The following is a 23,507-nucleotide window of genomic DNA, read 5'->3' as shown; positions in this document are numbered from 1 at the left end:
TTAAAATGAGGCTGAACTCCCTACTAATTTTGTTTATGGTCACTGCCCTAGGTCATGCCCAGCAAAAGACAATCGACTTTGTAAATCCATTTATAGGTTCATCCAACTTTGGAACTACCAATCCGGGGCCGATTGCCGTACGGGGAATGGCCAACGTCTCTCCTTTTAATGTAGCTGGACCACAAAATCTACCTTTTGAAAAAGATAGTCGTTGGTGGTCTACTCCCTATACTTCGGACAACAATTTTTTGACAGGATTCAGTCATGTTAATCTGAGTGGAGTGGGTTGTCCTGAATTAGGGGTCATTTTGGCTATGCCCACCACAGGGGAAATCATTACCGACCATATAGCATACGGATCAACTTATTCTGAAGAAGTTGCCAAAGTGGGCTACTATTCCAGCAGATTGGATAAATACAATATTAAAGTCGAGGCCACAGCCACTACGCGAACAGGCGTAAGCAAGTATTCTTTTCCCAAAGGGAAAGCCAACATTTTGTTGAATTTAGGGCTTGGGCTAACCAATGAACAGGGAGCCCAGGTCAAAGTTGTCTCTCCATCAGAAATTGAAGGTATTAGAAGTGTGGGCTCGTTCTGCTATTACAAGCCCGAAGAGGCCTATCCCGTTTATTTTGTTGCCCAATTTTCGGAACCTGCCAAAGCGTTTGGCACATGGAAAAAGCCGACTACTTACAAAGGCGAAGAAGCCCAATGGATGGGTTACAATGGAAAGACTCGATTAATGGAAGGTTACACTAAAGAAGTTGTGGGTGACAGTATTGGAGCATATATACAATACGACTTTGATAAGCCAACACAAATTGAAATGAAAGTTGGCATTTCATATATAAGTATCGAAAATGCAAGGGAGAATCTTGAAAAAGAGACCGCAGGAAGAACCTTCGACCAAATTCTTGAAGAAACTAGACAAGAATGGGAAGAACACCTATCTCGTATAGAAGTAGAAGGCGGTTCAGAAGATGAGAAAACCATTTTTTACACTGCTCTTTATCACACCTTGATACATCCCAGTACGTTGAATGATTTTAACGGGGAATATCCAAAAATGAGAACCCGGGAAACGTTGAAGACGGACGGAACGCGATTTACAGTCTTTTCCCTTTGGGACACCTATAGAAATTTACATCAGTTGATGAGTTTGGTTTACCCTGAACAGCAATCTAACATGGTCAAGAGTATGTTACAGATTTATGACGAATCGGGTTGGTTGCCCAAATGGGAATTGAATGCAACGGAAACAACAACCATGGTTGGAGACCCAGCGGGAATTGTTATCGCGGACACCTATTTAAAAGGCATTCAGGATTTTGATGTTGAAAAAGCGTATGAAGCTATGGTAAAAAGTGCCGATCAATTAGAGCAAAATCCATTGCGGCCAGGAATCAACGACTATATTACCAAAGGATATTTGACAACCAAAACCACAAACAGTGGTTCGGTATCCACCACCCAAGAATACAACATCTCTGATTTTGCTATCGCTCAACTTGCTAAGGCGTTGGGTAAAAAAGAAGATTATAAACGTTTTTCCAAACGTTCCATTTCCTATCGGAAGCTTTTCGACAAAGAATTCAATTTACTGCGTCCCAAAAATGATGATGGCAGTTGGTTGACCCCCTATAACCCAGAAACTGGGGCAAACTTTGTAAAGAACCTTGGGTTTATTGAAGGGAATGCATGGCAATACACCTTTATGGTCTCCCATGATGTAAAAGGACTCATAAAGCTTATGGGTGGCCCCAAACCTTTTTCAAGCAAGCTTCAAGAAGTGTTTGATAAAAAGCAGTTTGATATGGCCAACGAACCGGACATAGGCTATCCCTATCTGTTCAATTATGTCAAAGGGGAGGAATGGCGTACCCAAAACACGGTTTCGGATTTGCTTTCAGCCTATTTCAAAAATGCTCCTGATGGACTTCCAGGAAATGACGATACCGGTACCATGTCCACGTGGGCCGTTTTCTCCATGATGGGACTCTACCCCGTAATTCCTGGAGAGCCTATTTATACATTTTCAACACCAAGGTTCAATGAAATAACGGTGCAATTGAGTCATAAATACTACAAAAACCATCACCTTAGAATTACGTCCAATTATAATAATGGGCAAAATCAAAGAATCAAGAGAATCCTTTTGAATGGGAAACCCCACAATTCTTATTTTATTTCCCATGAAGATTTGACCAATGCCAAAACTTTGGAATTTGTCTTGGAATAAATTTGAATGAAATCCTTAAATAATATTTAATCTTTTGCTCAGTAAAAAAAGTAATGCAACCAGCTTGGAATTTACCTTTTTTCTGATTTCTGACATCGCTTTGCCCATCTGGTTTTCAACTGTTTTTATTGAAATCCCCAGTTCTTGGGCAATGTCTTTATATCGCATTCCATGTTTTTTGCAAAGAATAAAAATTTCTTTACGGCGGGGCGGCAGTTCCTCAATGGCTTTATGGACCTTTTGTAAGCGTAGTTGAAAATCAGTTTCGTTTTCTCTGGACAATAATTCGCTCAAAACGGAATACCTGAGCTTTTCGAGCTCATTGGCATGTTTCTTTTTCTTTTTGTTGAGGTCATAAAATTCGTGATAGGCCAATTTGTACAGATAAGCGTTGATTGATTTTTTAAGATGTAACGATTTTCTTTTTTTCCATAATTTCAACAATACTTCTTGGGCAATGTCTTCGGCAATATAACTGTCTTGGGTAAAATTTAGAATGTAAACGCGCAGCTTTGGGTAGTAATGTAAATAAACTATTTTGTATGCACCCCTATCCCCTGACCTAACACGGGAAATCAAATCTTCCTGATTCTCTAAATGGCGCCCCATAAAATCTCTAAGATATTGCTGGCACAAAATACAAGTATATATAATATGCCCAAAAAAATCATTTCTATAATAAACAGTATAAAAAATTACAAAAAAATGAATTTAGAGTGGGGGTTTTTGTATTTGGGACAGTATTATTAAAAAAACAGAGGTGAAAAAACATATTGAAGGCCTTATTGAAAAATTCTTGAAAAACGAGATCTCATTCGAAGAATCAAGAGAATTAAGCAAGTGGATTCAAAACCCGGAAAACAGAGAATTTCTTAAAAATGAAATTCGGTTATATCATTTGATTAATGAAGCCCAGCACGATTTTAACGGAAAAGAAGCATACAACAAAATAGTATTTGCTCTATCACGGAAAAAATCCAATAAACGCTCTTTTATATCGCTAAAAATGTTTAGGTATGCGGCACTCTTTGTTGGTTTGATCGGATTGGGGTATTCGCTATACTTGTTTTCCCAAGGAAATAATGTTGAAGAACTCATCATAGCGGATGAAAAAATCACCTTGCAATTGGGCGATGGTTCAATTAAGACCATTGAATTGGGAAAAGAAAAGGAAATCCGTTCAAAAAAAGGTGATATAGTCAGTGCACAAAAAGGCGACACGCTCAATTATGGGGAGTATTCGGGAAATAAAACAACAGTAGCCTATAATACACTGATGGTTCCCTATGGAAAAACGTTCAATCTTAAACTGTCAGATGGGACAATAGTACATGTCAATGCGGGATCTACGTTGAGATATCCTGAATATTTCATTGGTGATGCCCGTACCGTTTTTTTAAAGGGAGAAGCTTTTTTTGATGTGGCCAAAAATGAAAAATCCCCATTTACTGTTCATACAGAAACTATGGACGTGGAGGTATTGGGGACCCAATTCAATGTTTCTGCCTATGAAGATGATAAAGAAGTTTCCGCAGTTTTGGTAGAAGGAAAAGTAACCTTAAATAGTGAGCATCTGGATAGTGTGATCGCTCTTGAACCCGGCCAAATGGGTATGTGGGATAACAGTGGAAAAAGATTGACGGTTGAAGAGACCAACGTGTATAATCACATAGCATGGATGGAAGGCAAAGTCGTTTTCCATAAAAAAACCTTTAAGGATATTTTAAAAGTATTGGAACGAAAGTATAATGTGCAAATAGAGAACCAATACAAAGACCTGAACGACCAGAGGTATCAGGCAATTTTCGACAATGAAACCATAGAACAGGTGATGCGGACATTTACGGAAAGTAGATTGTTCAACTATACGATCAAGGACAATACCATATTGATTGAAAAACCAAAAGAAGACAACTGACAAAAACGAAAACTAACAAAAACTAAAACAACATGACTTAAAAAAATGTAATTGACCTGAAAGAAGATGGCTAAAATAAATCAGGGAATGCGGTAACATTCCCTGATATCAAAATTTTAGTGATCGTAAAACAAGTAAAAATCACCAAAAAAGAACAAAAATATGAAAAATCTTATATGGCTAAGAGGTATGGAGATATACCCTTTGCCCGTATTATTCAACCTAAAGATGAGACTGACCGTTTTATTTATTGTTGTGTCATTCCTTCAATTGCAGGCATATACTTCCTACGCCCAAAAGACAAAAATAAGCTTGGATATTGAAGAAGCACTTATTGAAAATGTATTCAAGGAAATAGAAAATCAAACCGAGTTCAAGTTTTTTTATAACCTTGAAGATGTGGATACCGAAAGGATGGTATCGATAAAGGTAAATCGTAAAGGCATTGAGAATGTGCTAAATCGGTTGTTTAAAAATTCAAAAATACAATATAGAATAGTTGACAAACAGATTGTTCTCACCAGATCAAAAGATAAAGATCCGCCTCCGGCCATTATAGAACAGTTAATTAACAATGGCTTGTTCCAGTTTCAAGTATCAGGAACGGTTACTGATGCCGATGGCAACCCCCTGCCAGGGGCCAGCATAATTGAAAAAGGAACCAGCAATGGTACGCAAACAGATTTTGATGGTAACTATACTATCGAAGTTGGCGAAGGCGCTACATTGGTATTTTCCTATATTGGATTTGCCACGCAAGAAATTGCAACTTCCGGACAATCTACTACTATTGATGTCTCTCTGGTTGAGGATTTAAGCCAGTTGGATGAGGTTGTGATTACGGCTCTAGGTATCAGTAGGGAGAAAAAATCTTTGGGATATTCTGTGACGGAAGTTGATGGTAGTGCAGTTTCCTTGGCAAAGGAACCTAACGTTATCAATTCGTTGGCCGGTAAGGTCGCTGGTGTTGTTATTTCCCAAAATACTTCTGGGGCTGGTAGTGGTTCCAGGGTAGTTATCAGAGGGAACAATTCCATTACAGGAAATAACCAACCGTTATATGTAGTGGATGGGGTGCCAATTGACAATACCGCATTGGGTGCACCAGATGGCTCAGGTCAATTTAATGTCAACAATCTAGGTGATGGTGTATCTGACCTTAACCCTGATGATATTGAATCCATGTCCGTTTTAAAAGGACCTAACGCAGCGGCACTTTATGGTTCTAGGGCCAGTAATGGGGTAATAATCATTACCACGAAGAAAGGTGCATTTAATAAAGGTTTGGGAGTTTCTTTTACTTCCAATGCCTTGTTTGAGAATCCTTTGGTGTTGCCAAAATATCAAAACCAATATGGAAGAGGTACTGATGGGAATTTCCCGCAACTTAATCCAGACGACGCCCTGAACGTCCAGGCCAATACTGTTGCAAGTGCAGGATCATGGGGTCCAAGGTTTGATGGTTCCCAACAATTGGCCTACAATGGTCAACAAAGGGCCTATTTGGCGCAACCGGATAACGTGAAGGACTTTTTCGAGACCGGTACAAGTTTTATCAATACCATAGCATTGAGTGGTGGAAGTGAAAACACCTCTGTTCGTTTCTCATACACCAATTCAGATATTGAATCCATTCTTCCAAATTCTGGAATTGACCGGGATAACTTTAACCTAAGGGCTTTTACCAACTTGAGCGACAAATTGAGCTTGGATGCCAGGATTACGTACTTTAAGCAAACAGCACGTAATAGGCCAAATCAAGGTACTGAAGGCGTTGCTGCATATATCTGGCCTTTGGCAAGAAACGTAAGGCTTTCCGATCTTCAGGTTTTCCAAGATTTGGAGAGCCCTATACGACCTGTTGATCCAGATAATCCTAATGCTATCTTTAGAGTAATTGCACCCACTTCTGCAGGTGGCAACCCTTATTGGATTTTAAATCACGATTCCAACTTAGACCGAAGAAGTAGGGTCACGGGTTTCGCCAAATTACAATATGAATTTACTGATTGGCTGTCTGCTTTTGTTCGTGTAGGTACGGATGATATTACCCAAGACACTGAAGGTATAACCCGAGTTGGTCACCATTTCTTTGGAGATGGCATAATCCGTTTTGGAAAAAACGACAGAACTGAGACCAACTATGATTTCTTGCTTATGTTTAACAAGAATTTGAATGAAAAGTTTAGTTTGACTGCCAATGCCGGTGCCAATGCGCTTCGTTTTACGACAATCAGCTCAAATACCCGTGGAGAGAACTTTAAAATTCCGGGAAGACCTATTTTGGCTAATACGGAAGACCTATTTGCAGAACAAGGGCAAAGAGTTCAAAAAAGCATCAATTCTGTTTATGGTTCAGCATCTTTGGCCTATAATGATATGTTGTATTTAGACTTAACAGGTAGAAATGACTGGTCTTCCGCCCTTGCTGCAGACAATCGTTCTTATTTCTATAGCTCTGCCAGTTTAAGTGCGTTGTTGAATGAAGTTTTTGATTTGGGGAATTCAATAGACCTGCTAAAGGTTAGGGGAAGTGTGGCTACAGTGGGTAACGATACAGATTCACAACAATTGGTAAATACATTTAGGATTGCTGCTAATGGCTTTTTGGACAATGTAGTGGTAAGTAGACAAAACACTCTTTTTAGTGAAAGTCTTCGTCCAGAAGAGGTTACTTCCACAGAATTTGGTCTGGAGTTAAGAGCGTTTGGAAATCGACTATATGCGGATTTGTCCTATTATGACATTAAATCCACAGACTTAATATTTGATGTGCCATTGGGTGCTGGTGCAGGGTTTGAAAATTTTAGGACCAATGTAGGTGAAATCACTAACAAAGGTTTTGAGATATTGGTGGGAGGTGTGCCTATCCAAACTCAAGATTTTTCATGGGATGCTTCCCTCAATTTGGCTAGGAACAAGAACAAACTTGTAAGTTTAGTGGAAGGCCAGGATATATTTGATTTCAGTTCAGCAGCAGGGGTTTCAGTTGTTGCGAGAGCCGGGGAAGGTTTTGGGGATATTGAGACTACAACCTGGCGGCGTAATGATCAAGGACAATTAATCGTGAATGCCGCAGGTCTTCCTCAAGCGACCTCTGAACGGGAGAAATTTGGAAACTACCAACCAGATTTTACTGGGGGCTTTACCAATACTTTTAGATACAAAAACCTAACCTTAAACACCTTAATTGATTTTAGGGTTGGTGGGGAAGTATATTCCTTTACAGATGCTGCCCTGGATGCTTCCGGGGTTTCAGAAAGATCGTTGCAATTCCGGGACAGTGGTATCCTTGTAGATGGAGTAATTGAAAATGATGACGGAACGTTTTCTCCCAACACAACAACAATCAGCGCCCAAGATTATTGGGGAGCTGTAAGCGGTATAGCATCGGAATATGTATTTGATCAAACGAATTTTAGATTGAGAGAGGTGAGTTTAAGTTATTCATTTCCCAGTAAACTTTTGAAAAGCACCTTTGTACAAAGCGCTACCGTAAGTGCGGTTGGCAGAAATTTATTATTTTTATATAAAAAGGCTGATAATTTTGATCCAGAGTCAAGCTACTCTACTTCCAACTTTGCCCAAGGTGTATTGTTTTATGCGCTTCCTACCACAAGAAGTTTTGGACTTAGCCTAAATGTTAACTTTTAAAAATTTTGCGATGAAAAGAATTAAATTAATGACGGGTATGTTGTTGTGTTTGGTCCTGGCAACATCCTGTACCGATGATTTTGATGAAATGAACACTGATCAGAGTGGTTTTCTTGCTGATGAAGTAAGTGCTAAATTCTTCTTGACAGATGTACAGTTTCGGTTATATTCCCCCGATCGTTTTCCCTATTGGAGGGCACACTTGATCCATGCAGATCGTTATGCTGGTCATTTTACTTTTGGACATAACTCCTCTTGGTGGTCTGATGAGTTGTGCTATACCTATAGGGAAGATTATACGAATGCTACTTTTGATTGGTTGAACAACTACTTAGGAAATATACTCAACTTTCAGGAATTTGTGGAAGAAGGTGCTGAATTGGAAAACGAGTATATGTATGCTATGTCATTGATCATAAAGGGATTGTACTATCAAATGCATACGGATACTTTTGGCATGGTACCATATACTGAAGCAGGTGTGGAAGGGATTTTGCAACCTAAATTCGATGAACAATCGGTTATCTATCAGGGAATTATTGCTGATTTGGATGCAGCAATGGCAACTATTGGCGATACTGAAAGAACAGGGATTGGTGTAGATGATGCTGGGGAGAACGATATTTATTGTGGCGGGGATTTACAACAATGGAAACGCTTGGCCAATACACTAAAGTTGAGAATAGCAATGCGTGCTCTAGGTGCTCCCGGGGAAAATTTTGCAGCAGCAGCAATTAGTGAAGCTTTGGGCGCACCACTTCTGAATGCTGAAAGTGGTAGTGTAACCATGAAAAAGGATTTTGTGATTAGTCAATGGGCAGCTGCAGCTTATGGTGATATCTGGCACAACTTTGGTGGTGGTTCAGATTGGACCCTGGGTGCTACCCTTATCAATATGTTACAGGATAACAATGACCCAAGGTTGGAAGTTTATGCAAAACCAGCAGAAGGAGGTACTTTCCTGTTTGAAAATAACACTGAGACTCCAGACCCTAACTATCAAGATCGTTTGGATTTTATAATAGCAGCTCTGGACAGAGCAGGAGCAGATTATACGGTTACCGTTGATGGTACTGTCACTACAATTGAGCTTACACCTGGACAATATATTGGACAACCAACTAGAATCAATGGAGATACACAATCTTACGTACGTTATGACTTATTTAGCACACCGAGCGACCGGGTCATACAGGAAAAAGGTACCCAAGTGGATGCATATCCAGAAATTGTCTTGACCAGTGCAGAAGCTTATTTTTTGCAGGCAGAGGCTTCTGTAAGAGGTCTGTCCGGTGGTGATGCACAAGCACTGTTTGAATCCGGCATAAGAGAAGCAATGAAATTATGGAGCATTCCGGATGGAGATGTTGATACCTATATTGCCAACGAAGACGCCGCCAATATTACAGTGGGCTCTGATGATGAAAAACTGGAAAAAATAGCCCATCAAAGATGGTTGGTAAGTTATACGGATGGCTTTGAGGCTTGGACAGTCGTTCGCGATACAGGATATCCGAGCGAATTGGCAAATGGTGTATCCGATTTTATTATTTACGGACCAGGAGATTTAAACGGGGTATACCCGCAACGTATGAGGTACGGTTCTGGAGCACAAGATAATGAAAATTTTGGCGCGGTAGAGGGTATTCAAGGAGAAAACTTACAAAGAACAACTTTATGGTTTGCCCAATAATGCTTAACGAAAAAATTCCCAAAGGAATTTATATATATAGTTTGAGTTAATTTTATTTATTTGATTAAGTAAAGGAAGATCGTTCTTCCTTTACTTTTTTATATTTCTCTGCTCGGTTTGGTGTTCAAACATAATATTGCCCTATGAAAAAGAAAATAGCAAACAGCATATATCCCTTTTTGTTCTTACTCTTGGCATGTTTGTCCTCATGCAACACTACCCAAGAAGATTCTTCTTTCCTTTTTCAGAAGATGGATGCAGACCAAACTAATATTCATTTTGTGAATGTCAATGTGGAGAACAAACTGACCAACTCTTTTCTTTATGAATATGTGTATAATGGTGCGGGCGTTGCTGTAGGTGATGTGAACAATGATGGATTGGAAGACATCTATTTCACTTCAAACTTAGAGAACAACGCACTTTACCTCAATGAAGGAAATCTTGAGTTCAAGGATATTAGTCAACCATCAAAAACTGTTGGTAAAAGAGGTTGGGCCACTGGAACCAATATGGTGGATATCAACAATGACGGATTACTGGATATTTATATTTGTAAATCCGGTCCCTATGAGAAAAAGTCTTTACTTCAAAACGAGCTTTTTATAAACAAGGGAACCAACAATAAGGGAATACCAATTTTTGAGGAATCTGCTGAAAAGTATGGGTTGGCGGATACTGGAAACTCTATTCAATCTGCCTTTTTGGATTATGACTTGGATGGTGATTTAGACATGTACCTGATGAACCATAACCCCCAAACCTTTTCACTGGGCAATACCGAAGCTTTTTCCCCGCTGGGCGACAGATTTTATGAAAACCAAGATGGTAAATACGTAAATGTAACCCAAAAAGTGGGCATTTATTCAAATTCGGTCTCCTACGGACTTGGCGTAGGAGTAAGCGACCTGAATGATGATGGATGGCCCGATATCTATATCTCTAACGACTATGACGAACCAGATTATCTGTATATCAATCAAAAAAATGGAACTTTTAAAGAAGTCGTAAAAAAAGCAACCAACCATATTTCCAATTTTGCCATGGGAAATGATATTGCTGACTTCGACAATGACGGTTTTGTAGATATTTTGACTTTGGATATGGTTTCTGAGGATAATTATGGAATGAAAACCAGTATGGCCAGTATGAATCCACAAAAATTCAATAACAACATAGCAGCTGGTAAACATTTCCAATATATGTACAACACACTGCAAAAAAACAGTGGTCATATTGATACTTCGGGCACCCCTTATTTTTCAGAGGTAGGTCAAATGGCAGGGATTTCTAATACGGACTGGAGCTGGGCGCCACTTTTAGCCGATTTTGACAACGATGGCTTAAAAGATATTTTTATTTCCAATGGAATTAAAAGGGATTTCAGGAACAAGGATTACTTCAACAATTTGCAAAAATACCTTCGTGAAAACCACGATGCCCTCACCAATGAAGAAAAAATAACCCATCTTATTGAAACCACTCCTCACCGACCTCATGTAAACTATTTTTATAAGAACACAGGTGGACTCATTTTTGAAAATACTTCTGAACTCTGGTTAAACAACCCTGAAGGCACCTACTCCAACGGGGCAGCCTATGCCGATTTGGACAATGATGGTGATTTGGATCTTGTTATCAATAATGTAGACTCAAAGGCCATGATATTAAGGAACAATTCAAATCTGCGCCAGTCTTCCAATTACTTAAAGTTGCTGTTCAAAGGCCCTTCCCAAAACGCCATGGGAATTGGGGCAAGAGTCAAAGTATATTCTGGTAACCAAGAACAGGTTTATGAAAATTATAGTGTTCGCGGCTATCAATCCTCCGTTCCCCCAAAAATTGTCATTGGTCTAGGAGGTAAAAACTCTATTGATTCACTACTTGTCACGTGGCCAGGAAAAAAGATACAGCGTATCTATAATCCTAATATTAACAACACCACTACCATAACATACCACCCTGAGGAAAATCTGAACATCCAGGAGCTACCCGAAAACAGTAAAAGATTTGAATCTGCTGTTTTAAATCTTGAAGTTTCACATGTTGAAAATGATTTTGATGACTACAAATCACAAGTGCTGTTGCCCCATAAAATGTCAACCTTTGGTCCCGCTTTGGCCGTAGGTGATATTAATGGTGATAGCCGAGATGACTTTTTCTTGGGACAAAGTACAGGGACAGCATCCAATCTGTACATCCAAAAATCTGATGGCTCCTTTCAGCTTCAGCAGACCTTTGACAAAGAAGCCATTTTTGAAGATGTGGACGCACAATTTTTCGATTTTGACAATGATGGCGACAAAGACCTAATTGTGGCTACAGGAGGAAATGAGTTTCAAGCCGACTCACCCAACTATATTGACCGTTTATATGAAAATCGTAATGGTAGGTTTGTGCTAAGAAAAGACCTATTTCCGCAAATTCCGGTTAGTAGTTCAAAAATTCGAATTGCGGACTATAATAATGATGGTTTCATGGATGTTTTTATAGGCGGAAGATTCATCCCACATGATTATCCAACAGCAGCAAACAGCCTTCTTTTTAAGAATGAAAATGGAAAATTTATCAACGTAACCGATACTATTGCCCCAGACCTTAACTCTATTGGATTGGTCACTGATGCTTCATGGACGGATTATGATCAAGACGGTGATTTGGATCTAAGTGTTGTAGGTGAATGGATGCAACCCACTTTCTTGACCAATAACGATGGTGTTTTCAGCAAAGCAGATTTAAGTTCACTAAATGGTTTATCGGGATGGTATTTCTCCATCAAACCTCTTGATATCGATAATGATGGAGATGAGGATTATATTCTTGGAAACTTAGGGCAAAATTACAAGTACAAAGCAGACCAAAAGAACCCTTTCGAAGTTTACTATCATGATTTTGATGACAACGGTAAAAAAGATTTGGTTTTGGGTTACTATAATTTTGGTGAACTTTACCCGGTCAGGGGTCGTGAATGCTCATCACAACAAATGCCATCAATAAAAAAAATAACTCCTTCCTACGATCTTTTTGGAAAATCTACACTTTCCGACATTTATGGTCCTGAAAAATTATCCAAAGCATTGCACTTAGTGGCATACAATTTTAAAAGCGGTGTTCTTGTAAACAACGGAGGTGGAAATTTTGATTTTGTGGAATTCCCGGAATTGGCTCAGATTTCATCCATAAATTCCATTTTGGGTTACGATTTGGATAACGATGGCGCAAAAGATCTTATCGTAGCCGGAAATTTGTTTGCATCAGAAATCGAAACACCTCGAAATGATGCCGGTTACGGAATGGTCTTAAAAAATAATGGTGACGGGTATTTTCAAACCATTAATTCAAATACCACCGGATTGTTTATGTCCCAAGATGTCAAAAATTTAAATTTCATCAATATTCTCGATGAACTCTATTTACTGGCAGGAAATAATGGCGAAGCACTGCAATTGGTAAAAGTATCTGCAAATTCTACTCTTTGATTTTGAAGAACGAAACTTACGTTATTGGTGTTGATGTCGGAGGCACCCATATTTCCTCGGCAGCGGTTGCCTTAAGTCAAAAGAAACTACTTCAGAGTACCTACTCCACAAGTCATGTTTCCAATATGCTGGATAAAAGTTCAATTTTGCAGACTTGGGCCAGAATATTGAACAAAACTTTGCAATCAGCAAAAAAAATCCATTATCTGGGATTGCTTTTGCCATGCCCGGCCCGTTTGACTATGCAAATGGTGTAGCCAAATATCCCGAAGGATTTAAATATGGCGCACTTTACAGTATAGAGATAGAAAAAGAATTGTCGCCATTACTAAATCACGAAGGCGTTTTGCCTATTCGTTTTTTGAACGATGCCACTTCTTTTGCCGTAGGGGAAGCATGGCTCGCAGAAAGTCTGGGTTATCAAAACCAACTATGTGTAACTTTGGGTACTGGTTTGTGCGGAAATATTTCTAAGACGTATTTCTGTTTTGGGAATGAGCTGGAACAGGTTTTTGACCAAAATGAACTATCCGTGGCAATACGCATATCCGAACACAAAGAAAAAGGGTCCATTATAGGTTGCACAGGTCTTTTCGGCAATAATTTTTGGAGTAATATCAAAAATAACCTTCCCCGTATTTAACCCTTTACTTTTTTATCCATTAACTGAAACGGTGCATCCATCAACTCAAATGGGCCATCCATAAGTTGACAAGGGTTTGAACAAAGCGCCTTATGTATGTTTGTTCCGATGAGCGTTAGAAATCATACACAATTAGAGTTAGGAATCAAATTGTTTGAAGATTTTTACGCGAACCATATAGCAATGCACTTTTAAAGACTGGTGTCACAAAAGTGTTTAGTTTAGTTGAGGTTTCCATTACGCCAAGGGATTGCGCCCTAATTCCTTGGTTGTAATGGATAAACAAAGAACTACGTCTCCATTAATTTAATCTACTATGCTTTAGAGCCACTTTAATAGTGGCTCTTTCTGTTTATCACAAAAATATTGAAGTAATAATCTTACATAAATAACTCCCGTTCATCTAAACGTTAAGTCAAACTCCCCATCCGTCAATTCAAAAAGCGCTTTCGTTCATTCGTATACAATTCTATGCAATGTTTGTTTTCTCTTTGTCCCCAATTTATATAAACTCTAATTATCAACTTCTACTTTATTAATCAATATTATTATGATTCTAAAAAAAATTATAATCGCCATACTTTTGCTATGTTCGATTCATGCCGTAAAATCACAATCCTACCAAGGATTTTTAACTGACAATTATAATGGTGTCCATGGTATTATTGCCAACCCAGCCAATATTGCAGACTCACGCCTCAAGTTGGACATCAATCTTGCTGGTGTAAGTGCTTTCTTTGCCAATGATTATATTGGTTTTAACCTCGGTGATGCGCTTGGCGGAGACTATAGCAAGGTATTCGATGAGGCCAAGACCTTTCCTTCATCAAATAATTCATTGGCAACAAACATCGATGTCTTGGGACCTTCGGTAATGTTCAACATTACCAAAAAATCCTCGATTGCATTGTATACAAGGGCAAGAGGGCTTATCAACGTAAATGACATAGACGGTTCCTTGATTGAAAAAGAAGGTGGTTTTGACGAAAGTCAAGATTTTACCATTAATGAAGGCGTTGTCTCAGGCGCAATTAATTTATGGGCAGAGGTGGGGGCTACTTACGCTCAAGTACTTTTGAATCAAGAGCAACATTTTATCAAAGGAGGTATTTCGTTAAAATACATTCAAAGTGCAGGCAACTTATATGCGTATACCGATAATTTAAGTATAAACTATACTGCCGGTGACGAATTGGTCGAGACCGATCCTGGATTAGTCGAGACTACTGGTGAACTTATATTTTCCGACCCTACTGATGCAGAAGGCACAGATTTTAACCTAAATAGAGGAAAAGGGTTTGGCGCAGACATTGGTCTTATTTATGAGTGGCGGCCCAACCATGCGGAACATACTAAAATGGATCGCACCGGAAAGAACCTCTTGAACAAGGGAATCAACAAGTACAAGCTAAAATTTGGACTTTCCGTTACTGATATTGGACAAATCAAAAACACTGTGGGAAGTGAAGAAGTTTACAATCTTAATGAGATACAGGACATTGATAATTTTGATGGAACTGATTTGGAGGATGGTCTTGAGCAAAACTTTTCTTTTGTTCAGAACGGTCCTGCAAAAAATTCAACTTTACCGACAGCCCTACATGCCAATACGGATTGGAACATCAATTCCAAATTCTATTTAAACCTTAACCTAGACATGCCATTAACCGCTCGACACAAAATAAACGCGAACAGAATTATGAGCCAAGTAATGTTGACCCCAAGGTATGAAACTACTTGGTTAAGTTTTTATTCCCCCGTAAGCATTGTCCAATATGCTGATTTTCAATGGGGTTTAGGACTTAGAGCAGGACCTTTGTATGTTGGATCCGGTTCAATTTTGTCCACGCTATTGGGACAAACATCAAAATCCATTGATGCATATGCAGGTTTAAAGATTCCTTTTTATCAGAATAAGCTAAAAGATAAAGACAATGATGGCATCCACAACAAGGAGGACCAATGTCCAGAGACACCTGGCCCGGTTGAAAATAATGGATGTCCATGGCCAGATTCTGATGGCGACGGTGTTTTGGACAAAGATGATGACTGCCCGCAAGAAGTTGGGCCCAAAGAAAATAAAGGTTGTCCGTGGCCAGATTCTGATGGTGATGGCATACTTGACAAAGATGACATTTGCCCAAGTGAGCCAGGTTCTAAAGAACACAGCGGGTGCCCAGATTCTGACAACGATGGCCTCATAGATAAAGACGACAGATGCCCTTCTGAAGCAGGTAAAATTGAAAACAAAGGATGCCCTGATACTGATGGTGACACCTTAGTGGATATTGATGATGAATGTCCGAAAATTTCTGGACCTGTAAGTAATAATGGCTGTCCCGAAATGACAATAACAGTCCAAAAGCAATTGAATGATTATGCCCGCACTATTTTATTCGATACAGGAAAGGCGACCATAAAAGCAGAATCTGTCTCTACCATGGTGGATATCATCCAGATTCTCAATGAATATCCAAATGCCAAATTTACCGTTGAGGGCCATACGGACAGTGTTGGGAGTAATGCAACCAACCAAAAACTATCTGAAGCTAGGGCCAACTCTGTAAAAGACTTTTTGGTAAACGAAGGAATCGCTGAAAGTAGATTGAATGCCCAAGGGTTTGGAGAGGACAAGCCGATAGCCTCAAATGCTACTCGAGCAGGAAGAAAACAAAATAGAAGGGTAGAAATCAATGTGATAAAATGATTGTTCCGAACCAATTAAGAATTCAAGGTTTGGTGTAACTTCATTTTCTTAAGTACCGAAACAATTTAACCACCAAGTGTTTACTTGGTGGTTTTTAATTACCCTGCGTTTCATCGACAAAAACACACATTTCATCGATTTCACCTTATACGTCAATTGAAACCACCATACCGTCCATTCATCTGTTGATATTTCCCCTATAATTTGTTATTTGAACTACGCTTAGCATAAAGCCCCATAATTTTTAACCAAATTTCACAGCTTATGCATTTATTGACAATTATCTGGACCCTTGTGTGTGCTGCAATAATTATTGGATATCCAATGTATTTGCTTAACAAGGCTATGAATGTCGAATCGAAGGCGAAGGGGCAATATATCTATAAACCATCTGATATGGTTGAACTTATTTCAATAGACCTTAATCACCAGCTGCCGGGGTGGTCTTTAAATCTAGATATTCCACAGATAACTGAAGATGTATTGTTCAATAACCCGATTTTGTTCTACTTAGAGTCGGCAGATTCCTATTTAAAACTCCCTATGAAAAATATTGATATGGGATATAGTGCCAATATATACAAGAATGTCGGTAAGGTATATATAACCTTCAAATCTTTGAAAGATGATGTTTCCAATTTTTATATTCCTACTTGGCATTTGACCAATCTTAAAATATTGATTGTCAAACCCCATGAGCATGGCATAATGGTAGAAAACGGCAAAAAAAATAGTAAACATGAAATATATAGAAAACTTCAAAAAGCAGGCGTAAACATTGAGAACTATAACGAAGTGAAAGAATACTTCGGCAATAAAGCGGAAATAAGCTTTAATGGACAATATTCCAATGACAAACTAAATCAAGGTAAACGAGCAATAACATCACGGGCTCCTCAATATTTATCTACTAGCTAATTAATCTGATGGTTACGGCAAATGATAAAGTTCATCATAAATTTCACGATTCTGAATCCCACAATGGCCGTTTATCAATACGACCAAAAATTCAACCGTACATCCGTATGCATGATTCATCAATTGAAATTGGGCATACATCAACTGGGAGGTTAAAAAAATGACCAATACAGTACTTTTATTCTATAAAACCACAAAAAAAATATGAATTGAATCAAACTTTAGTGTTCAAATATTATATCAATCAACAAAATCTTAGGTTATCATTTCCATAGTTATATATGATTTATTGTTGTTTGGAAATAGAAATCATGTTTTGGTTTAATACAAGCCCATCATAAGTAATTTCATCTGCACTGCAAGCAAGTATGGGGTTATGCTGCGCAATAGCAGAAGATGGCACGAAAGTGATGGGCTTTTTTCAAAATCGATTCCTTCTTCAGCTATCAATCTATACAACCAATTCGCCTTACCATAATATATTGGAAAAAGTCATCTTCTATTAACTCCTATTAAAAAATTAATTTATAATTTGAAGCGAACTTAACCCAACCTCCGCAACCATGAATGTATTATCTTAGAAGCCGAATTTTTCAATAACCTGCGTGCGCAACCTCTTTATCCAATATGACTCCATGGATTCTGATATAAGGGATTTGTAATATTTTGACAATCCCAATTGTATTTAAAAGAAAGCAACCAAAAAACAACCTTATGACATTAAAAGTAGTAATCGTAGAAGACGAAAAACACAGTAGGCAGACTTTAAAATCTTTACTCGAAGAGTTTTGCAGAGATGTTCAGGTAATTGCTATGGCTAGTACCGTCGAGGAAGCCGTTAAAGTGCTTTCCGTTTATAGTCCAGATGTAGTTTTTTTAGATATAGAGCTACAATCCGGTGTAGGTTTCGATGTATTGACCCAGATAAAAGACCTAAGTTTCGAGGTCATCTTTACAACTGCCTTTGAGAAGTATGCTGTAAAAGCCATAAAATTCAGTTCTTTGGACTATTTGTTAAAACCTATAGACTTAGATGAACTGCAACAAGCTGTTGAAAAGGCCAGAGTTCGTATGGATACAAATGTATACAGACAACAGATTGACACACTTATGCAAAGCTTGACACAAGAATCGAACAAAATGCATAAAATCTGTTTGGCCACCACCGCCGGAATGGAATTTATAGAGTTACAGGATGTTGTTCTTTGTAAAGCGGATGGGTCCTATACTTCATTTGTTCTAAAAAATAAGACCTCTCTTTTAGTAAGCAAACACCTAAAAGAATATGAGATTCTTTTGGCTGACCAAATGTTCATGCGTGTGCACAATAGCTATGTGATTAATTTAAGAGAGGTGAAAAAGTATATAAAATCTGATGGTGGCTACATTATTATGAGCAATGGAATGCATGTAAGCCTTTCACCAAGAAAAAAGGATGACCTTATTGAGTTAATGAAACGGTTGTGATTTTCTGTAATCCCAGCCTAATCGTTCTTTCTTGGGTTCACCAAACTTTTGGTAAACTCATTTAAGGCTTCAACTTTTTGGTCAAAATCTCCTTTGATCGTTTTTCTATATTCGTTCAGGTTTTTGACCAAATCATCAATGTTCTCAGGAATAACATCCTCAAAAAACTGCCGCAATCTCTTTGCCACGGTTGGAGACTTTCCGTTGGTGGAGATCGCTATTTTCACATTCCCCTTTGTCACTATTCCTCCCATATAAAAATCACAGAAAGGCGGATTATCAGCAACGTTCACCAAAATGCTTTGTTCCCTGCAATCGTAATAGACTTCTTCATTAACGTTGACCTTATCTGTACAAGCAACAACCATGTGTTTGTCTTCCAGGTATTTTTTACGATATACGTCCTCCGTAATCTTAACTCCATGTTTGTTTGCCAACTTCAAAGTGTCATCCAAGAATTGGGGCGCGACCATTTGTACATTGGCATTAGGGCTTGATTTTAATAAAAATGACAGCTTTTCCAGACCTACATTACCAGCGCCAACAATTAGGATATTGATGTTTGAGGCCTTTAGAAAAATCGGGTATAGCTCATTCTGTTCCATTCGCTATCGCTTTTTTTATTAGTTTCCCTGCTCTATCTGAAAATGACAGCTCCAATGCCATTTCCTGCCCTTTGATTGACATTTTTCTCCATGTTTTTTGCAAAATATCCACCACCTTTTCGTCGGGATGCTTGCTCATAAACGGCTCAAAATAATAGCGCAAGAACACCAAACAAACAACATCTTCAAGCATTTGGCTCTCCTCATTTTTTTTTAGCTGTTTTTTTAAAAGTAAAAATGACACATGATCAATAACCTCTTGCGCATAACCAGCTTCTTGTAATAATTCTGATGCTTTTTGGGCATGAAATTTTTTCAGGTCCTGCCTCCATTTCAGATACCCGACTCTATCCATTTCATAATCCTCTCGAGGGATTTTCCATCTGCAAATATGCTGACTCCTAGCTGCCAACTGCAAAGCTTCCGAGGCGTTTGGCGCATACTCATTCAAGGTGTTCGTCATTCGGATGGCATACAGTAGTTCCTTTGGAAATTCTCTCCCATCATAAAATTCAACATTGGGGTCCTGTCCATTCGCCTCATCAAAAAGTCGAAAAACTTCCTCCATTTTTCCAGATAGGGCCATTACGTTAGTTTTTCCAAAATTATTCAGAAAAGCCCTATCAAACTGTATTTGTAATCTTTTTTTATGAAGTTTTCATCCGCAATTGATGTGGACTGGTTTTTGGAATACGCTCAATGATTCCCCTGGCTTCCAAATCCAACTTTACCGTGACAATGTACCATAGGACTTTACCATCAAAGCTATTGGTCAATTCTTCAATGACCATATCACCTAATTTTTCAAATGTAATTGTTCCGTGTTCAGAAATGGTATTTACTATGTAGTTCTTGATAAAATCATAACGCCGTTTTAGAATATTCACACCTGATTTTCCCTGTGGATGAAGGGTGAGTATTTTTTCCTCTTTGGACATAGAACAGGTTTTATCTTAGGAAGGTATGAAGAATGTCTCAATCTTTTTTGATCACTCTTCCATCGCTAGATAATTCTTGCCTAACAATATCTGCATCTCCCTTATAGAAAAGTCTTGCATCAGAGCTTGCTTTTACGTCAATGGTATTCGAAACGGTCAAGTATGCATCACTATCCGACGAAAGGGAGATTTCCAAATCCCTGATTTCAAGTCCGTAATCCCTCAACCTACTATCAGATGACAAATTGGCCTTTAAATCATCCATAGTGCCTACCATATCGATCACACTATCTGAGGTCAGTTTCAAGGTAGCATCTTCTGTTGCTATTTCTCCTTCTACCTTAGCTCCGGAAGAAATATCCATATAGGTTTTATCAGCATCTAGGAACACATCTGCTTTACTGTCGGAAGAGGCCTTTAACTCAAAATCAGCTGTAGTAATATCTCCTTCAAAATATCCATCAGAACTCAATTCTAAACTTACATTATCCGCAACCAGGGGGTCATCTAGATATATTGCCGCATCAGAGGACGCTCTATAATCCCTAATTTCTGCCATTGTAATATATAGTTGTAGCGTTTTTTCGCCCACTATATGGACATTATTTTTAAGTTTTACGACAAGCCTTTCGCCCTCTTGATAAATTTTAATCTTACTAAATAAATTATCATTAGATCTTATTCGAACACTTTCTTCTGTATCTGAAAAAGTGACATATGCCTTAAAGTCTGTTGCGACGGAAATAGCAGTAATATTTTCAAATTCATACTCTCTCGAGGAAACTGTGTCCGAAACCCTTTCCCTAATGGTTTCATAGGTGCATGACGACAATAATGTCCCCATGGCAATACTAAAAATTGCTTTTTTGATTGTTTTCATGATGTTTGTTTTTGATTAAAACTCTATTCTATAATTCAATAATGGCAAAAGTTCTAATTGGTATTCCGTTTCTGTTGTTCGGGCAACCGGATTGAAGGAAACCTCATTCACATTCAACCTATTGGTAAGGTTTTGAATATCTAAAGAGATGACATGTGATACTTTGGGCCTATTGATGCGGTATGACAAACTGGTGTCCAATCGCCAATAGTCATCCAGCTCAACGGTATTTCTTTCTGTTTGAAGCAATCTTACCCTACCCGTCTGGTCAAAGAAATCTAAATCCACAGGGGTTTCTCGCTTTCCGCCGTTCCACAACAGCTTGGCATTGACCCCCAAAATATTGTTGTTGTTCTTTCCCATTTTAAATTCCTTTCCCCCAACAACATTAAAAGTATAATTGGCATTGTAGCGACTATCGTACCAATTACCATCCCCCGCCCTATATTGCGAATCGAATAGTGAACTTGTTATTAAAAAATAATACTGATTGGAAAAGAATTTTTCCAAGGTAAGCTCCAAACCATAGTTTCTGCCTTTACCGGAATCGACCAGTGCCGTCTCAATAAAACGTCCGTTCAAAAAAGAATCCGTGAAACCCGGTGTTGCCGATATGGCCACTTTGTTCAGGTCTTGATAATAGACTTCAACCTTTAGATGCCCGTTTTTAATGATACGCCAGTCATATCCCAAAATGTAATGTGTCGCACGCATTAAATCGAGATTGGTATTTGGAGTGGTCACATTACCCTGACCAGCAGAAACCTCTATAAAATATTGGTTCAAAGGCATTCTTCTAGAGTGCAGTCCAACTCCTGCACTTAAGGTATGTTTTGGTGAAATTCTGTATTCGATTCCTCCCCTAGGCTCCAATACAAAGTCATTATTTACCGAAAAGGAGGAAGCGTGTAACCCAAATGTGGTGGATAGTTTTTCATTGAATCTATATTTGGCCTGAGAGAAAAATTGCAGAAATGTTCCGTTACCATCTGCATTGACCAAAACTTCTGTATCGGTGTCCCTTGTTTCATCCGTCAAAACATCATAAGACAACCGACTATAAACAATCCCGGTTTTAAGCGTGGTCTTGGCATTGAATTTTTGGTTAAGATTTGCACTCAGTCGAATGGCATTATTTCGAAGAATATCTTGTTCCCGATAAAAGTCAGAATTTGTTCTATTATCCAAGGAAAAAATATAATCACTACGATTTCCAGAATAAGATAGCGCTGCATCCAACGAAGTATTGGAGTTTAAAAAGTGTTTGAGGTTCAACCCACCCATATAAGTTTTGGATTCAAAAATTTCATCCTCAAAAACACTTGGATTGACCTGTTCTGCGTTATCCTGATTGTCTTCGCTGATTCCTCCCATACCCCATACTGAGAAGTTGGTTTTGTCTCCAAGTGGCAAGTTGACCTTAAAGGCCAGATCCTGAAATGTGGGCACAGAACCTTCAGACACTTCAATAATATTGTTCAAAATGGTCAAAGTGGAATATCTATAATTGACCAAATATGACCCTTTGTAGTTTTTTGAAAACGGTCCTTCAACAGCCAAATCGGTACCTAAAACCCCAAATTGAAAGGCATATTCGGTATTCTCGGCATTACCGTTTCTGAGTTTAATGTCGAACACCCCAGAAGTGGCGTTTCCATATTCAGCAGGGAACGCACCAGTGAAAAAATCCGAATTTCCCAGCATATTGGTGCTCAGCAAACTTATTGCACCCGGAGAATAGCCTTCCTCAGAGAAATGATTGGGCTCTGGCACTTCCACTCCTTCGATTCTCCACAACAATTGGTTTGGTGCATTACCTCGAATTACAATTTCATTAGTTGTATCATCTGTATTGGTAACCCCTGCGAAAGAAAGCGCCATCCTCCCGGGATCACTGATACTGGCCGGAAAGCGTTTGGTCTCTTCCACTCCAAAAGATCTCGCACTCACCGTTGCCAATTTGTTGTTCGGCTTAATTTGGTCTTTACGTGCCTGCACCACAACTTCTCCCAATTGATTCAAGGATTCGGTCAACTTAATGGTTAGATTGATTTCTTTGGCGGAACCCACTAAAACCTCAGAAACCAATGCATCTTCATACCCTAAATAGCTGCATGAAAAAGACTGCCTTCCCACGGGTACATTTTCCATGGCAAAAAACCCTTGAGCATCGGTTATTACTCCAATTTGCGGTTCTGAATCTAACAGAATTATGGTCGCACCCATTAAGGGACTTCCTGTGACAATATCGGTTACTTTACCCTTGACCGTTTGTTTTAAATCTTGGGCGTTTGAGAAAAATACGGCACTAAAAAGCAGGGTCCATACAAAAGGACTTTTTAGACATATGTTTTTCATGATGTTT

15 protein-coding genes are annotated in these 23,507 nt (G+C 38.7%); 9 read left to right on the top strand and 6 right to left on the bottom strand.

The window, feature by feature from the left end; all coding sequences use genetic code 11:
- The first annotated feature begins 5 nt into the window (after positions 1–5).
- Positions 6–2,240: a GH92 family glycosyl hydrolase gene (locus tag E4661_RS10320; RefSeq protein WP_136467002.1), complete on the top strand. Its 2,235-nt coding sequence runs from the start codon at positions 6–8 to the stop codon at positions 2,238–2,240.
- 15 nt (positions 2,241–2,255) lie between these two features.
- Here the strand turns inward: E4661_RS10320 and E4661_RS10315 are convergent, their stop codons facing one another.
- Positions 2,256–2,849 (bottom strand): RNA polymerase sigma factor, encoded by a 594-nt coding sequence (locus tag E4661_RS10315; RefSeq protein ID WP_136467000.1) that lies wholly within the window; start codon positions 2,847–2,849, stop codon positions 2,256–2,258.
- A 151-nt stretch (positions 2,850–3,000) separates the two neighbouring features.
- On the opposite strand from E4661_RS10315, the gene E4661_RS10310 reads away from it, so the two are divergent.
- From E4661_RS10310 to E4661_RS10275, 8 genes are all read left to right on the top strand, one after another.
- Positions 3,001–4,158, top strand: a complete 1,158-nt coding sequence (locus E4661_RS10310; RefSeq protein WP_136466998.1) for a FecR family protein — start codon at positions 3,001–3,003, stop codon at positions 4,156–4,158.
- A gap of 162 nt (positions 4,159–4,320) precedes the next feature.
- On the top strand, positions 4,321–7,812 hold the full coding sequence (locus E4661_RS10305) for a SusC/RagA family TonB-linked outer membrane protein (protein WP_240751452.1): 3,492 nt from the start codon (positions 4,321–4,323) through the stop codon (positions 7,810–7,812).
- A 10-nt stretch (positions 7,813–7,822) separates the two neighbouring features.
- The gene (locus tag E4661_RS10300) at positions 7,823–9,505 is read left to right on the top strand and encodes a SusD/RagB family nutrient-binding outer membrane lipoprotein (RefSeq protein ID WP_136466996.1); all 1,683 of its coding nucleotides are present in this window, start codon (positions 7,823–7,825) and stop codon (positions 9,503–9,505) included.
- A 143-nt stretch (positions 9,506–9,648) separates the two neighbouring features.
- The gene (locus tag E4661_RS10295; RefSeq protein ID WP_136466994.1) at positions 9,649–12,984 is read left to right on the top strand and encodes a VCBS repeat-containing protein; all 3,336 of its coding nucleotides are present in this window, start codon (positions 9,649–9,651) and stop codon (positions 12,982–12,984) included.
- 154 nt (positions 12,985–13,138) lie between these two features.
- Entirely contained in the window at positions 13,139–13,627 is a 489-nt protein-coding gene (locus E4661_RS10290; protein ID WP_136466992.1) for an ROK family protein, read from the top strand.
- Positions 13,628–14,177: 550 nt separating this feature from the next.
- The gene (locus E4661_RS10285; RefSeq protein WP_136466989.1) at positions 14,178–16,334 is read left to right on the top strand and encodes a DUF5723 family protein; all 2,157 of its coding nucleotides are present in this window, start codon (positions 14,178–14,180) and stop codon (positions 16,332–16,334) included.
- 264 nt (positions 16,335–16,598) lie between these two features.
- On the top strand, positions 16,599–17,252 hold the full coding sequence (locus E4661_RS10280; RefSeq protein ID WP_136466987.1) for a hypothetical protein: 654 nt from the start codon (positions 16,599–16,601) through the stop codon (positions 17,250–17,252).
- A 714-nt stretch (positions 17,253–17,966) separates the two neighbouring features.
- The gene (locus E4661_RS10275; protein ID WP_136466985.1) at positions 17,967–18,719 is read left to right on the top strand and encodes a LytR/AlgR family response regulator transcription factor; all 753 of its coding nucleotides are present in this window, start codon (positions 17,967–17,969) and stop codon (positions 18,717–18,719) included.
- 17 nt (positions 18,720–18,736) lie between these two features.
- Here E4661_RS10275 and E4661_RS10270 read toward each other — a convergent pair whose 3' ends face one another.
- From E4661_RS10270 to E4661_RS10250, 5 genes are all read right to left on the bottom strand, one after another.
- Positions 18,737–19,324: a precorrin-2 dehydrogenase/sirohydrochlorin ferrochelatase family protein gene (locus E4661_RS10270; protein ID WP_136466983.1), complete on the bottom strand. Its 588-nt coding sequence runs from the start codon at positions 19,322–19,324 to the stop codon at positions 18,737–18,739.
- Positions 19,311–19,910, bottom strand: a complete 600-nt coding sequence (locus tag E4661_RS10265; RefSeq protein ID WP_136466981.1) for a DUF4202 domain-containing protein — start codon at positions 19,908–19,910, stop codon at positions 19,311–19,313. Before E4661_RS10265 ends, E4661_RS10270 begins: the two co-directional genes overlap by 14 nt.
- 61 nt (positions 19,911–19,971) lie before the next feature.
- Positions 19,972–20,262, bottom strand: a complete 291-nt coding sequence (locus E4661_RS10260; protein ID WP_136466979.1) for a DUF6958 family protein — start codon at positions 20,260–20,262, stop codon at positions 19,972–19,974.
- A 37-nt stretch (positions 20,263–20,299) separates the two neighbouring features.
- Entirely contained in the window at positions 20,300–21,142 is an 843-nt protein-coding gene (locus E4661_RS10255; protein ID WP_136466977.1) for a GIN domain-containing protein, read from the bottom strand.
- A gap of 15 nt (positions 21,143–21,157) precedes the next feature.
- A complete protein-coding gene (locus tag E4661_RS10250; RefSeq protein WP_136466975.1) occupies positions 21,158–23,500 on the bottom strand; it encodes a TonB-dependent receptor in 2,343 nt (780 codons plus the stop codon).
- Between the last annotated feature and the right edge of the window lie 7 nt (positions 23,501–23,507).

It is taken from the genome of Flagellimonas onchidii (assembly GCF_004804315.1).
GTDB classification, from domain to species: Bacteria; Bacteroidota; Bacteroidia; order Flavobacteriales; family Flavobacteriaceae; genus Flagellimonas; species Flagellimonas onchidii.
The sequence above is the reverse complement of the archived record's forward strand: the minus strand, read 5'-3'. Positions and strand labels throughout refer to the sequence as shown.

What these genes read in the sequence shown, in the direction of transcription:
- E4661_RS10320 (WP_136467002.1), top strand. Translation starts at nt 6, where the DNA reads ATGAGGCTGAACTCCCTACTAATTTTGTTTATGGTCACTGCCCTAGGT.
- E4661_RS10315 (WP_136467000.1), bottom strand. Translation starts at nt 2,849, where the DNA reads ATGGGGCGCCATTTAGAGAATCAGGAAGATTTGATTTCCCGTGTTAGG.
- E4661_RS10305 (WP_240751452.1), top strand. Translation starts at nt 4,321, where the DNA reads ATGAAAAATCTTATATGGCTAAGAGGTATGGAGATATACCCTTTGCCC.
- E4661_RS10300 (WP_136466996.1), top strand. Translation starts at nt 7,823, where the DNA reads ATGAAAAGAATTAAATTAATGACGGGTATGTTGTTGTGTTTGGTCCTG.
- E4661_RS10295 (WP_136466994.1), top strand. Translation starts at nt 9,649, where the DNA reads ATGAAAAAGAAAATAGCAAACAGCATATATCCCTTTTTGTTCTTACTC.
- E4661_RS10285 (WP_136466989.1), top strand. Translation starts at nt 14,178, where the DNA reads ATGATTCTAAAAAAAATTATAATCGCCATACTTTTGCTATGTTCGATT.
- E4661_RS10280 (WP_136466987.1), top strand. Translation starts at nt 16,599, where the DNA reads ATGCATTTATTGACAATTATCTGGACCCTTGTGTGTGCTGCAATAATT.
- E4661_RS10275 (WP_136466985.1), top strand. Translation starts at nt 17,967, where the DNA reads ATGACATTAAAAGTAGTAATCGTAGAAGACGAAAAACACAGTAGGCAG.
- E4661_RS10270 (WP_136466983.1), bottom strand. Translation starts at nt 19,324, where the DNA reads ATGGAACAGAATGAGCTATACCCGATTTTTCTAAAGGCCTCAAACATC.
- E4661_RS10265 (WP_136466981.1), bottom strand. Translation starts at nt 19,910, where the DNA reads ATGGCCCTATCTGGAAAAATGGAGGAAGTTTTTCGACTTTTTGATGAG.
- E4661_RS10260 (WP_136466979.1), bottom strand. Translation starts at nt 20,262, where the DNA reads ATGTCCAAAGAGGAAAAAATACTCACCCTTCATCCACAGGGAAAATCA.
- E4661_RS10255 (WP_136466977.1), bottom strand. Translation starts at nt 21,142, where the DNA reads ATGAAAACAATCAAAAAAGCAATTTTTAGTATTGCCATGGGGACATTA.
- E4661_RS10250 (WP_136466975.1), bottom strand. Translation starts at nt 23,500, where the DNA reads ATGAAAAACATATGTCTAAAAAGTCCTTTTGTATGGACCCTGCTTTTT.